At 47.7% G+C, this 13,413-nt stretch carries 13 protein-coding genes and 2 tRNA genes; 11 read left to right on the top strand and 4 right to left on the bottom strand.

Annotated features, from left to right (window positions below; translation table 11 throughout):
* The first annotated feature begins 262 nt into the window (after positions 1 to 262).
* Positions 263 to 346, top strand: a tRNA-OTHER gene (locus IEV89_RS08080).
* 2 nt (positions 347 to 348) lie between these two features.
* Positions 349 to 423, top strand: a tRNA-Gly gene (locus IEV89_RS08075).
* Positions 424 to 594: 171 nt separating this feature from the next.
* Here the strand turns inward: IEV89_RS08075 and proP are convergent.
* Together proP and IEV89_RS08065 are read right to left on the bottom strand one after the other, a co-directional pair.
* On the bottom strand, positions 595 to 2,097 hold the full coding sequence (proP, locus tag IEV89_RS08070) for a glycine betaine/L-proline transporter ProP (protein WP_188472271.1): 1,503 nt from the start codon (positions 2,095 to 2,097) through the stop codon (positions 595 to 597).
* A gap of 272 nt (positions 2,098 to 2,369) precedes the next feature.
* The gene (locus IEV89_RS08065) at positions 2,370 to 2,636 is read right to left on the bottom strand and encodes a hypothetical protein (protein ID WP_188472269.1); all 267 of its coding nucleotides are present in this window, start codon (positions 2,634 to 2,636) and stop codon (positions 2,370 to 2,372) included.
* Between the two features lie 261 nt (positions 2,637 to 2,897).
* Between IEV89_RS08065 and IEV89_RS08060 the strand changes: the two genes are divergently transcribed.
* The 5 genes from IEV89_RS08060 to IEV89_RS08040 all read left to right on the top strand — a co-directional run bounded on the left by IEV89_RS08060 (position 2,898) and on the right by IEV89_RS08040 (position 5,918).
* Positions 2,898 to 3,572, top strand: coding sequence for a metallophosphoesterase (locus IEV89_RS08060; RefSeq protein WP_229746410.1), 675 nt, complete (start codon positions 2,898 to 2,900; stop codon positions 3,570 to 3,572).
* Positions 3,573 to 3,691: 119 nt separating this feature from the next.
* The gene (deoR, locus tag IEV89_RS08055) at positions 3,692 to 4,456 is read left to right on the top strand and encodes a DNA-binding transcriptional repressor DeoR (protein ID WP_188472266.1); all 765 of its coding nucleotides are present in this window, start codon (positions 3,692 to 3,694) and stop codon (positions 4,454 to 4,456) included.
* A gap of 197 nt (positions 4,457 to 4,653) precedes the next feature.
* Positions 4,654 to 5,160, top strand: a complete 507-nt coding sequence (locus IEV89_RS08050; RefSeq protein WP_188472264.1) for a YlaC family protein — start codon at positions 4,654 to 4,656, stop codon at positions 5,158 to 5,160.
* Between the two features lie 129 nt (positions 5,161 to 5,289).
* Positions 5,290 to 5,601, top strand: a complete 312-nt coding sequence (locus IEV89_RS08045; protein ID WP_188472263.1) for a hypothetical protein — start codon at positions 5,290 to 5,292, stop codon at positions 5,599 to 5,601.
* Between the two features lie 53 nt (positions 5,602 to 5,654).
* Positions 5,655 to 5,918, top strand: coding sequence for a hypothetical protein (locus tag IEV89_RS08040; protein WP_229746409.1), 264 nt, complete (start codon positions 5,655 to 5,657; stop codon positions 5,916 to 5,918).
* A gap of 53 nt (positions 5,919 to 5,971) precedes the next feature.
* Here IEV89_RS08040 and IEV89_RS08035 read toward each other — a convergent pair whose 3' ends face one another.
* On the bottom strand, positions 5,972 to 6,184 hold the full coding sequence (locus tag IEV89_RS08035) for a YccJ family protein (RefSeq protein ID WP_188472260.1): 213 nt from the start codon (positions 6,182 to 6,184) through the stop codon (positions 5,972 to 5,974).
* Positions 6,185 to 6,411: 227 nt separating this feature from the next.
* Here IEV89_RS08035 and IEV89_RS21895 point away from each other — a divergent pair, with 227 nt between their 5' ends.
* Together IEV89_RS21895 and IEV89_RS08030 are read left to right on the top strand one after the other, a co-directional pair.
* Entirely contained in the window at positions 6,412 to 6,543 is a 132-nt protein-coding gene (locus IEV89_RS21895; protein WP_268235655.1) for a hypothetical protein, read from the top strand.
* 260 nt (positions 6,544 to 6,803) lie between these two features.
* Positions 6,804 to 7,151, top strand: a complete 348-nt coding sequence (locus IEV89_RS08030) for a DUF2502 domain-containing protein (RefSeq protein ID WP_188472258.1) — start codon at positions 6,804 to 6,806, stop codon at positions 7,149 to 7,151.
* Positions 7,152 to 7,711: 560 nt separating this feature from the next.
* On the opposite strand, the gene mdoC is transcribed toward IEV89_RS08030, so the two are convergent.
* A complete protein-coding gene (gene mdoC, locus IEV89_RS08025) occupies positions 7,712 to 8,875 on the bottom strand; it encodes a glucans biosynthesis protein MdoC (RefSeq protein WP_188472256.1) in 1,164 nt (387 codons plus the stop codon).
* 339 nt (positions 8,876 to 9,214) lie between these two features.
* Here mdoC and IEV89_RS08020 point away from each other — a divergent pair, with 339 nt between their 5' ends.
* Both IEV89_RS08020 and mdoH read left to right on the top strand, forming a co-directional pair.
* Entirely contained in the window at positions 9,215 to 10,750 is a 1,536-nt protein-coding gene (locus tag IEV89_RS08020) for a glucan biosynthesis protein G (protein WP_188472447.1), read from the top strand.
* Positions 10,743 to 13,337 carry a glucans biosynthesis glucosyltransferase MdoH gene (gene mdoH / locus IEV89_RS08015; protein ID WP_188472254.1) on the top strand — a complete coding sequence of 865 codons (2,595 nt, stop codon included), beginning with the start codon at positions 10,743 to 10,745 and terminating at the stop codon, positions 13,335 to 13,337. The genes IEV89_RS08020 and mdoH overlap by 8 nt, the downstream gene beginning before the upstream one ends.
* The last annotated feature ends 76 nt before the right edge of the window (positions 13,338 to 13,413 follow it).

The following is a 13,413-nucleotide window of genomic DNA, read 5'->3' as shown; positions in this document are numbered from 1 at the left end:
TTTTTTGCGCACGCCCGCCTCCTAACATGTGACTTACCACAGCTGAGAAGCAAGCCGACTGACTTAGACCCTATCAGAATCTGGTTGCGGCGGGATTTTGTCGTTGTTGAGGCACTTAACAATATGTGTGAGATTGTTATTAGCATGTAAAGTTAGGCCATGGCGATAGTAAGGCGGGAATTTGCAGAGTAGTCTTTACGTGGCGCAGAGTGAGCAACTCATAATTATTCGCTTGCTGGTTCAAGTTCAGTACTACTTCATACCGCCACTAGCTCAGTTGGATAGAGCCGATAACCTTAGGACTAAGCGTTGTAGGAGCGAGGTTCGATGCCTCGGTGGCGGGCCAATGCGGTCATCGTATAATGGTTATTACCTCAGCCTTCCAAGCTGATGATGCGGGTTCGATCCCCGCTGACCGCTCCAAACATTGTTTTTCACTCTACGACGATGGGTTAATCGAAATGCCAGCCAGCATCGATTCGACCTTCGGGGACTATTTTGTTCCGGCATTGACTGATTAAAATGATGCTAAAAATAAAGCCGGGCAGTTTTCACTGACCGGCTTTGGTATGTTAGCCCTTAACTGCGCTGGAATTAGTCAATTTCAGGGTGCTGGGCAATCAGGTTCTTTCTCTTGGTTTCCAACTCGGCGATCTGAGCATCTACATCTTCGATCTTGTGTTCGATATTGTCGTGATGCTCCTGCAAAATCTCTTTGGCTTCTGCGCGGTCAGAGGCGGCTGGTGTCGCACCTTTCAATGGTTTATTGGCGGTTTCTTTCATAAATACACCGGTAATCAGACCAATAACGGAGACCACCATCAGATAGTAAGCTGGTATATACAGATTCTGAGTTGACTCAACCAACCAGGCGGCAAAGGTCGGAGTAATACCTGCCACCATAATGGAAATATTGAAGGCAATGGCCAGCGCACTGTAGCGAATATTCGTCGGGAACATTGCAGGTAATGTTGACGCCATTACACCGGTGAAACAGTTAAGCAGTACTGCCAGAATCAATAACCCACAGAAAATCAGCCCAATCACGCCGCTGTTAATCAGAATAAAGCTTGGGATGGCCAGTACGAAGAGGCCAATACTACCGGCGATGATAAACGGCTTACGGCCTATTTTATCACTCATCATTCCTATAAATGGCTGAACGAACAGCATACCCACCATAATAGCAATGATGATTAACACGCCGTGGTCTTCGGAGTAATGCAGGCTATGCGAGAGGTAGCTTGGCATATACGTCAGTAACATGTAGTAAGTCACGTTAGTCGCGATGACAATACCCACGCACACAATCATGCTTTTCCACTGTTTAGTCAGGATCTCACGGAAAGAGACCTTGGGTGGTTCGGCAATATTATTGCGTGAGTCACTGTCGATTTTATCCACGTGCTGCTGAAACGTTGGGGTCTCTTCAAGGGCATGGCGCAAATAAATACCGATTAACCCCAATGGTGCAGCGACGAAGAATGGAATACGCCATCCCCAGTCAAGAAAGTTTTCTTCACCAACGATACTTGAGATCAAAATAACGATACCCGCACCTAAGACGAAACCTGCAATGGAGCCGAAATCAAGCCAACTGCCAAGGAATCCACGCTTTCTGTCTGGGGAGTATTCTGCGACAAAAATAGCCGCACCTGTATATTCGCCGCCCACGGAAAAACCCTGAGCGAGTTTTGCGAGCAACAGCAGTATGGGTGCCCATATGCCTATTGTGGCGTAGCCAGGAATTAAGCCGATACAGAAGGTACTGACCGACATAATAATAATGGTGACGGATAGCACTTTCTGCCGTCCAAATTTGTCCCCTAATACGCCGAAGAACAGGCCACCCAAAGGTCTCACGAGGAAAGGCACTGAGAAGGTACCCAACGCAGCGATCATCTGAAGACCTGGATCTGCACCGGGGAAAAATACCTGACCCAATGCGAAAGCGACGAAACCGTATACACCAAAGTCGAACCACTCCATCGCGTTACCTAGTGCAGCGGCAGTGATGGCTTTCTTAAGTTTGGTATCATCAATGATAGTAATATCACTGATGTGCATAGGCTTAACGCGTTTTTTTCTTAATCTCATTTTTACGTCCTTTGTTCAAATAGCTCCACCGCGTAAAGCGTGAGATATTGATTAGCTAAAGTGCTGTTTAGAAATTTCAAATCATTATAGGACGGTTTTAATAATAGGTGCAAAGCGAGGGTATTTATTGAACGATAGAAAAATATAAAAGAGCAGGTGTTAACCGGCTCTTTTAGAGTGCGTTGTTTTTACGAATGAATGAGTGAAAAAGTACACGAAGATTTAAACGAAACAGGGGAATATTAAAACAGCCCCGAAGGGCGTTTTTAGGGTCAAATCTCACCCGATGTATCAGCGTTGCTCAGTGCCCTGATGGACAAAGGCAAATGATAGTTTGGCTGGCTGGTAAAGAAAGCCTTCAAAGCTACGCGCTTCTTGCGATCTATCGAGATCTCTTCCATTGTTTTACGGAAGATACTGTAGCGGCCACAAGAGGTGCAGGTCACGGTGACTATTTTCGCCGACATGTTAACCGACGTCTTATTGGTGCTTTGGCACAACGGGCACTCATCACGAGCGCTTACTACTGTGGAACTCATAAAACCTCCGGTTTTATTCCGAGCGGCCCGTAGTATAGCGCGAAAAGGCGTCAATTACTTAGCGATAATTTTTTTATTAGTGGATTTTAAGCCCAACAAGGTGTAGGCACTTTCTAAAAGCAGGCTAGGAACCGCGACTTAGCGGCTTCCGAGGTTTTCTATGACGAAGAGATTTTTTACAAGCTGATGCTTTTGTTAGGGGGGTGAGCGACTCATGACTTATGTCGACATTAACCCGACTTAAAATATGACCATAAACTGATGGATGACCTGACACGCATGAACCCAATTATCTACCAACGTATTGAAGGTGCTGACTATCGCCACATTTATGTGGTGGGCGATTTGCACGGCTGCCTCTCTATGCTGGAGGAACAGCTTGCACGAGTGCGCTTTGATGCGGCCAGTGATCTACTGTTATCGGTGGGTGATCTTGCGGACCGTGGTCCTGACTGCATCGGCTGTCTGGCATTAATCGAGGAGCCATGGTTTATCAGTGTGCGTGGTAACCATGAACAAATGGCATTTGATGCACTGAATGAGACCAATATTGAACGCTGGTTACGTAATGGTGGTGAATGGTTTTATGCGCTGGAAGGTGAACGCGAAACTGAGGCCAGGCGGTTGATCGACAAAGCGGGCCAATTGCCGCATGTGATTGAAATCAGCACCCCAAAAGGCATTGTTGTAGTAGCTCATGCTGATTACACTTCTGATCGCTATGAATTTGGCAAACCCCTGGATGGTTACCCGATCATCTGGAACAGGGAGCGGATCAACTACGCACTGGCAGGACGTTATAGTCAAATCGATGGTGCGCAGGCATTTTATTTCGGGCATACGCCAGTTGAGCATCCGATGGTTTTTGCTAATCAGCATTACATTGATACCGGTGCCGTGTTTGGCGGTTATCTGACTTTAAAGCAAATTCAATAAAAACCTCTATAGGGTATTTCATCCGCCTAAAAGCCTGCGCCGCTCGCTCACTGGTTTGCTGGCTCGACAATGCACAGGTATAGTGGCCGATAGCCTTTGAGACTGATAAAGACATTATTATGGAAAATAAGCGCGAAGATCGGATACAGCGTCTGTTAATGGCGTTGAAAAAGTCCGATAAAATCCATTTAAAAGAAGCCGCGCTGTTGCTCGATGTGTCCGAAATGACTATCCGGCGCGATTTAAATGCGGCGCCTTCAGCGGTGATCCTGCTCGGTGGATATATTGTGATTGATCCTAAAAGCAGCCCAGCAACACACTATTTTGTCAGTGAACAAAAAATGCGCCAGGTGGACGAGAAGCGACGTCTTGCTAAACGGGCCGCCAGCCTGGTGGAAGATAATGACGCGGTGTTTTTTGATTGCGGCACGACAACCTCCTACATTATTGAAAGCATTCCTGAAGCGCGGATTTTTACGGCTATTTGTTATTCGCTGAACACCTTTTTGGCTTTACAGAAGAAGCCTCACTGTGAGGTGATTTTATGCGGAGGAGCGTTTAAATCCAGTAACAGCATTTTCACGCCGATCGGCCGCAGCAGTGAGCTTGACTATATTCGGCCTAATAAAGCCTTTATCTCAGCCGCAGGCGTGAGCATTCAGTACGGGGTGAGCTGTTTTAACTTCGATGAGTTGCTGATGAAACATCAGGCGATGGAAAGAACGGAACAAAATATTCTGGTGGCAGATAGCAGTAAATTCGAACAGGTGCGACCGGCCGCGATCGCACCCCTGGCACGTTTTAATACATTGGTAACTGACGTCCAGCCCACTCAGGCATATGTCGATTTTTGCCGGCAGTTGGATATCAACCTGCTGACTTGAGAAACGCCGATAATTAACGTCATCATATTCTCCTGAGTCAATACCAGCACATGGAATCCTCGACAGAGAAAAAAGCCGGTTTGGCTATAACAGTTTCCACTTTAACTGCGGTCAACTGCTCTACACTCTATAACAGTGGTCATGATAAAATCTTGCTATTCGATTCAGAATAATCGTACCTGTCATGAGGGGTTGAGATGGACGTAGTCAAGAACATATTAAATAGCGAAATTGAGCAGATTAATCGTCTTGAAGGCCGTGACGGTAAGCCGCGCATTAACAGCGAGTTTTTTGTGAACCATCCCTGGCTATGTCTCGCTATGCTGGCGGGCTATATCTTGGTCGCTATTGTCATGTATGTCTCGCCCTACATGGGCGTGTGGTGGTTTGCCGGGTTCACTGCTTTTCTGCTGTTTATGTCAGTCATGTTGCTGCTGGAAATCAAACCGACTTACCGCTACCAGGACATTGGTGTGTTGGACCTGCGCGTTTGCTATAACGGTGAATGGTACTTTAGTCGCGAAATTTCTGATGGGGCGATAGTTCAGTTATTGAGTTCAGATGACGTCAGTCCGCGGGTTAAAAACCGCATCCAGGCGATTGTGCGTAATAAAGGCTCAATTGATTTCTACGACGTTTACGATATTGCTCGTCAGGATAAGCAGTTGAACCCTACGCAGGACAGCGTGCAGGTCGCGCACTGATACTCCGCTTGAGTTTCTTCCCAGACAATGACGTGACTACTGCGCTTCTGATAAACTGAGATTGGAATATTCTGTTGGTGAATAGGATAATGCCACCGGAAGAAACATCAGCTCAGAACGGGAGCCGCAGTGGAACGTATCAAACTCACTATTCATTATCTCTACAAACTTCCTTCTGACTCAACGAACGGTTCTGCCTGTGAAAAGCAGGATGCAACGGCCACGGCCCGTATTTACGCGGGTGATACCTTATTGCTGACTGAAACCATGCAAGGTCAAGCAAACCATTTTGAGCGTTTTATCTCGTTTGAACATCTGCATGACCTTTGCCCTGAGGACCAAGCGCTGCGGGTTGAATGGGAGTGCGATGGCTGTGCTGAAATGTCAGTATCGCGTGTCGAAATGTGCCCTTGCTGTGGTTCAGAAGGGCTGCACGGGTGAGTTATGGCGCGATGACGGCTAGAATAAGCAAGAGATCGACAATTAAGAGGCGAATGATGACGTTTATCAACAATGAGTTTGAATACCGTAACTGGATCATGGAGGAGATTTTTCAGGTCAGTGCGGTGGGCGAAACCAGCGAATTCGTCGATCAAGAAATTGACGATTTTATCTTTGATGCACGACCACTTTCCTATCCTTGTGTTGCGGTGATGATCCAGACACCTGGGCAGCCTGGCGTTTGCGAACCGCGCTTTGTCTACAAGGAGCAGGTGTTTGAGTGGGCGAATCAGATGGGATTTGGCTTTGACAGCTGATTCCGCCCGGTTTTAACCCTGAGCTTTCAGCCCAGGGTTTGATGTGTCAGTGCTTAGACATTTTTACGATCTATCTTCTCTTCCCCCCAAAACAGATGATCTTCCTGGGTTTTAGCAAAAGCCAGTGGGAGAACTTCATCATTGCCTTCCTCCCAAATCTGTTGCGCCAGCACTTCATCATTCCCGGCTAGTTCAAAAATAGCTTCCGCAATTTCATGCGACGTTTCACGTGTATCGGCCCAAGCCTGTATGTTTGACGTTGTCATCCCATTCTCCTTTTGTTCAACTATTCAGAATATTGATCTTTTTAACTATGGCCGCCGACCGCAGGTGGCGCAAATCTAACTGGCGTAAAAGTGTGCAATATGATGTTTTATTTAGCCGAACCCACTATATGTAGTGACAAAATGTGCCGGGCAAAGGATTAAAAAGAGCAGCGGTAAGAACACTGGTTTATAATATTGTCAGCATTTGATAATTTAAGGTGAAGAGAATGAGTGACGATATTTTTGATTTTGATATAGATGCAGCACTGGAAAAAGCGGAAGAGAAAGCTGCTGAAAAAGCCTCTGCCGAGCCTGACGTCGTTCAGGATGAAAGTGATTGCGAAGGCTGCAAAATCTAATTTGCCCTAAAGCCCGTGACAATGCATTGCACGCTTTAAAAAATAAACCGCTCCGGCGGTTTTTTTACGTCTGTAATTTACGCTATAACTGCAAATTGTCCTTTGTTGTTATAGCGTTGCTCGATTCAACAACGTATGTCTATTTCGACGCATTTGTAAGGAGATCGTGAGGTCTGAGTAAATGGGATAAATTCCTATAGAACAGTAAGATACCCGGCAGTACCTTTGCATCACCTGATAAGCAGGTCGTGAGGTATCTGATGAAAAAAATAATCTTAGTTCTCGCTGTTATGCTGAGTTTACCCGCCGTAGCTCAGGCAGATGTCGAGATAGGGGTTAACGTCCCCGGTCTGTCAATGCATCTCGGTGATCGCGATCCTCGTGGGTATTATTGGGACGGTGGTGGCTGGCGTGCACCAGGCTGGTGGGATCAGCATTACCGTGATGAAGGTCGTGGACATTGGGTGTATTACGAACCCGAACCGCCGCCGCCGCGACACTGGCATCATGACCATTATTGGCGTGAAGGGCCTCCTCCTCCCCCTCCGCGCTGGCATGAAGGGCCGCCTCCAGGATGGCGCGAAGGGCCACCTCCGGGACGTTGGTAATGCCGTTGAGAATTTGAGAACAGGGTAGGCGCTGACAATGCTCACGGCATTCTTAACGTCTATTCTGTTCTTCTTAATTATTTATCAGAGCAATTGAGCAATTGAGCAATTGGATGAGAGAACAGGGTGTTTGACAATGCTCGGAGTCAGGTTTATTGACAAGCTCACGCTCTAAAAACATTAATAAATATGACTTTTTAGTAATTTAAGCGCCTTTTACAGGCGCTTTTTCTTTATTAAAGTTTAAGACCGTTACGCTTTATGGCTGCTCTCGTTGCCTATTTCGCCAAGCCAGGGTGTTTTGCCGTGCAGACAGTACTTCACATACCTTAAGGCCATTGGCTTCCATAGGTGCTGCTGGCACTAAAATCGAGACTGTATAGTGCCCAGTAGGCTGTTGGGGCGATCGACAGGGTACAGAGATTGGCCCGTGGCCGCGCTAACGTCAGCGCAGCCGTTTACATTAGAATTGCTGTTCGTATTGATAAGCGTGTTGAAGGGGAAAGCGACCAGAAAGAATTCGTGGTCGCTTTTTTAGTAAAAACTGCGTTAAGCGGGTGCTATGAGTGCTGACTCTGCGTTTTTACACCCGCTTCTTGGGGTTTACCCGAGAACAGGAAACGCAGAACCGGGATGCGTTTGTGGATCTCGTATAATATGAAGGCAATCCCAAATACGAAGATCAGGCCAACCAGAAAACCGATCCAGTCATTGTGGATGTGTGGGGTAATAAAAGCCCCATAAATCAGGGTCAACGGATGGTGAACCAGATAGATAAAGAGAGACGAATTCACCAGGTAGGTTATCCCCGGGGACTGAAAGTCCAGGACATAGTGGCTGAAAGAGAAGACGACGTTGACCATCAAAATCCCCAGCAGCGAGGTGATGATCGCATCAAGTTCCATCGAGTAAAGTTGTGGCGTATTGATATGCTGATTGATCATGTACGCGAGAAAAAGGAACAAGCAAGTGATGCCAGCCCAGACCGAAGGTTTGATGAAAAGCTCTTTTAACCAGGAAAATTTGTAGGCAAACGCGCCAATCACAAAAAAGGGCAGATAGAACAGTGTCTGCATAATGACAAAATTAAATGCACCATTGGATAACAGTTCTGGCGCAAAAATATAAATCGCGCGATTAAAAGCGGCATACATTAAGCCGATAAATAAAAATATAATTGAGAGTTTTCCTAAGGAATTAGTTCGATTTTTAATGAGGTTAATGCGATTAATCTTAATTTCTTTAATGAATTTGAATAAATAAAAACAAATACTGGTCAGGATCACTAAGGTCAACAGGAACCATAAGTGAGAAACCATTTCCCATACGGTAATATTTATTTTTTGATAAAGACTGAGAGTATCCCAGTTGGAAAATTTGTCGGTAAACTTCATCAAGAAGTAGAGCTGTGGCAACGTAATCAGCGGGAAGGCTGCAGCCAAAGGGATTGCGACGCGCTCAAGGCGCACTTTCAGCCACTTCTGCGGGTCATAACGTTCGTACAGCATGTAGGAGAAGTAGCCGGATATCACGAAGAACACCTGCATACGAAAAGCATGGATTATGTCATTGAAAATCGTCAGACCATGTGAAGGCACGGCGCTATTTACCGCCCAGACATGGCTGGAGTAAATCAATGATATATGGAATGGAATCCCGAGCAGCATCAAATAGGCTCGGATGGAGTCCAAAAAGAACTCACGTTGAATTTTTTGTGGTTTCATTACGTATCCGTTGTATGAAGCTTATCTTGATTTTAGTGCCTAAATTGCGAACAAGGTAATAATGTGTAGTAAGAAAGAATGTTGATTGCTTACGTTAACTTAATTTATCTGCTGTAAAACTACCATCCATGGGGTCAGTTATAGGACAAGTTTCCATAGCCGGAGTTTCAGCGAATTGATATCCTTGTATCGTTGTGTGCTTAAACGGTTCATCAACGCGATGAACCATCAGTTTCTCATGTTGTCGGAAACCTGACTGTTCCTTTAAAATATAATGATGAGTTTAGTGCACGTAAAGGAGTGGATGTGTCAGGTAAAAATTTTTCCAAAGGGCCACGTATGACTAAAGTCCGTTTGCTGAGTGCCGCAGTGTTGATGTCTTTGATCTCTTCATCTGCCTGGGCTTTTTCTATTGATGATGTCGCCAAACAAGCTAAGGCGTTAGCCGATAAAGGCTATGAAGCGCCGAAAAGTAACCTTCCATCCCAGCTTCGCGATCTTAAATTCGCGGACTACCAACAAATTCAATTCAATCATGATAAAGCGTACTGGAAAAACCTGAATACGCCTTTCAAGCTTGAGTTCTATCATCAGGGCATGTACTTCGACACGCCGGTGAAAATCAATGAAGTGACGGCCAATACCGTTAAAGAAATCAAGTACAGCCCGGACTATTTTAATTTTGGCAGCGTGAAGCACGATGCCGACACGGTCAAAAACCTTGGTTTCGCCGGTTTCAAAGTTCTTTATCCGATCAATAAAGCAGATAAAGATGATGAAATTATGAGCGTGCTGGGTGCCAGCTACTTCCGAGTGATTGGTAAAGGCCAGGTTTATGGTCTGTCTGCTCGCGGTCTTGCTATCGACACCGCGCTTGCTTCTGGCGAGGAATTTCCACGTTTCCGCGAATTCTGGATTGAACGCCCGAATCCGGATGAAAAGCATCTGGTGATTTATGCATTACTTGATTCGCCACGTGCGACAGGGGCTTATCGCCTAGATGTTTATCCTGGTAAAGACGCGACTGTCGACGTGCAGTCTAAAGTCTATTTGCGCGACAAAGTGGGTAAATTGGGTATTGCCCCGCTGACCAGCATGTACTTGTTTGGTGCTAACCAGCCGTCTCCGGTAATGAATTATCGTCCGGCGCTGCATGATTCTAATGGCCTATCTATACAGGCTGGCAACGGTGAGTGGATCTGGCGTCCGCTGAATAACCCTAAACATCTGGCTGTCAGCCAGTTCACCATGGAAAATCCGAAAGGCTTTGGTCTGCTGCAACGAGGCCGTGAGTTCTCCAATTTCGAGGATCTCGACGACCGCTATGACCTGCGTCCAAGTGGTTGGGTCGAAACCAAAGGCGACTGGGGCAAAGGCAAAATTGAGCTGGTAGAAATTCCTACCGCTGATGAAACCAACGATAACATCGTCGCTTTCTGGACGCCTGACCAGTTGCCAGAAATCGGCAAGTCTCTTGACCTGAATTACCGCCTGCACTTCACCCGTGACGAAGAAAAACTGCATTCTCCTGATTTGGCATGGGTGCAGCGCACCATGCGCTCCACCGGTGATGTGAAACAGTCAAATCTAACGCGTGAAACGGATGGTAGCGTGGCATTCCTGGTCGATTTTGTCGGTCCGAATCTGAAAGCGCTGAAAAGTGACACGCCAGTGGCATCTCAGGTCAGCATCGGCGATAACGGCGAGCTGGTTGAAAACAATGTCCGCTATAATCCAGTAACCAAAGGCTGGCGTCTGACGCTGCGCCTGAAAGTGAAGGATCCTAAGAAGCCGATCGAAATGCGTGCTTCTCTGGTGAATGGTGAAAAAACACTGAGTGAAACCTGGAGCTATCAGCTGCCTGCAAATGAATAAGTCAACGCATTCTACTCAAGATTACGTGAAGGCTTTGCCGCTTACTGAAGAACAGAAAGCGGCTCTCACTCAGCAGCTCTCTTCTGCTGAAAGTGAGGCCTTTGCTACCGTGCACCGCCGTTTAGGTGGTGCCTCAACACAAAGCAGCGATATCTCTGATTTCGATGCACCACTGGTTTCAGTACAAGCTCGCGTAGCCGCCAGTTGGCCCGATGCGATGGAAAATGGCAACTTGTCCGATGTGGATAATGAAGGCCGTACCATCGTCAGCGCTATGCCGCCGGTTAAGCGCTCCAGTATGTTCCCTGATGTATGGCGTACCAACCCGGTAGGCCGTTTTTGGGATTCCATGATGGGGCACGGCGCGGTTGCGCGTCGCTATACCTCATCAGAGATGCCTGAGTCAGAGAAAAGATGGCGTCATGCCGGTTCGATGCGCCGTTATACCCTGCTGATCCTGATGTTGGTGCAAACGGCTATCGCCACCTGGTATATGAAAACCATCCTGCCCTATCAGGGATGGGCGCTGATCGATCCTGCCGATATGCTCAGTCAGGATTGGTTACAGTCAGTGCTGCAACTGCTACCGTATGTTTTACAGACCGGTATCCTGGTGCTATTTGCTATTCTGTTCTGTTGGGTTTCCGCCGGGTTCTGGACGGCACTGATGGGTTTTTTACAGTTGCTCATCGGGCGAGATAAATACAGTATCACGGCCTCAACCACGGGGCTGGAACCGCTAAACCCAAAGAACCGTACTGCGCTTATCATGCCAATTTGTAATGAAGATGTGGAACGCGTATTCGCGGGTCTGCGTGCGACTTATGAATCCGTTAAAGCCACCGGTGATCTCGAACAGTTTGATATTTACGTTCTAAGCGACAGCTACGATCCTGACATCTGCGTTGCAGAACAAAAAGCCTGGATGGAAGTTTGCCGTGACGTTGAAGGGCATGGGCGTATCTTCTACCGCCGCCGCCGCCGCCGTGTGAAACGTAAAAGTGGCAACATTGATGACTGGTGTCGTCGCTGGGGTGGGGAATACGCCTATATGGTGATTCTGGATGCCGACAGCGTCATGAGTGGTGAATGCCTCACGGGTCTGTCACGTTTGATGGATGCCAACCCGAATGCCGGTATTATTCAGTCTGCGCCAAAAGCGTCAGGCATGGATACGCTATATGCGCGTTGCCAACAGTTTGCTACCCGCGTTTACGGCCCGTTGTTTACCGCTGGCCTGCACTTCTGGCAACTGGGTGAGTCACACTATTGGGGCCATAACGCCATCATTCGCGTTAAACCGTTCATCGAGCATTGTGCGCTGGCACCATTGCCCGGCGAAGGCTCATTCGCTGGTTCCATTATGTCGCATGACTTTGTGGAAGCCGCGTTGATGCGCCGTGCGGGTTGGGGGGTTTGGATAGCTTATGACCTGCCGGGCAGTTATGAAGAGTTACCACCGAACCTGCTCGACGAGCTGAAACGCGACCGTCGCTGGTGTCACGGTAATCTGATGAACTTCCGACTGTTCTTGGTTAAAGGTATGCACCCGGTTCACCGTGCAGTGTTTCTGACCGGTGTTATGTCCTATCTGTCGGCACCGCTATGGTTTATGTTCCTGGCCTTATCTACGGCGCTTCAGGTGGTTCACACCTTGATGGAACCTCAGTACTTCCTGCAACCACGGCAGCTGTTCCCTGTCTGGCCACAGTGGCGGCCTGAACTGGCTATTGCACTGTTCTCCACCACGTTGGTGCTGCTGTTCCTGCCTAAACTCCTCAGTATCGTATTGATCTGTGCAAAAGGCGCGAAAGAGTATGGCGGTAGTATTCGCTTGTTCCTGTCGATGCTGCTGGAAATGCTGTTCTCGGTTCTGCTGGCACCCGTGAGAATGCTGTTCCATACCGTTTTCGTGGTCAGCGCCTTCCTCGGTTGGGAAGTCGTTTGGAACTCGCCGCAGCGCGATGACGACGACACACCGTGGGGCGAAGCCTTTAAGCGTCATGGTTCTCAATTGCTGTTAGGGGCCGTATGGGCAGGTGGAATGGCCTGGCTGGATTTGCGCTTCCTGTGGTGGTTGTCGCCGATCGTCTTCTCACTGATTCTTTCGCCGTTTGTCTCTGTACTGTCGAGCCGTGCAACGTTGGGAATCAAGAGCAAGAAGGCCAAACTTTTCCTTATACCCGAAGAGTACAGCCCGCCGCGTGAGCTGGTGGCAACAGAGGAATACCTCAAGCTTAATCGTTCCCGCTCACTGAACAATGGCTTCATGCACGCTGTGTTTGACCCAAGTTTCAACGCATTGGCAACCGGCATGGCGACATCACGCCACTTGCTGCGCGACAGTGTAGAAAATGGTCGTAAGCAGCGTCTTGATCAGGCATTTAAAACCGGTCCTAAAGCATTGAGCAAGACAGACCGCCTGATTCTGCTCAGTGATCCGGTATTGATGGCACGTCTACACTCTGCCGTGTGGACTCAGCCCGACCAGCATGCCTGGAGCGCGTATTACAGTGAATTACCGCGTAACGTTCAGGCGTTCCCTGAAACGCAAACGCTGGAAATGAGACCCGCGTTAAACGGTTAAAACGGGTAAACTGAATTACGCGAAAAATAAAGGGCAGTATGCTGAGGCATGCTGCCCTTTTTATCGGCTTAAACGG

It is taken from the genome of Hafnia psychrotolerans, assembly GCF_014639435.1.
In the GTDB taxonomy this organism is placed as follows: Bacteria; Pseudomonadota; Gammaproteobacteria; order Enterobacterales; family Enterobacteriaceae; genus Ewingella; species Ewingella psychrotolerans.
Note: the sequence above shows the minus strand (reverse complement) of the source record. Positions and strands in the feature narration are given on the sequence as shown.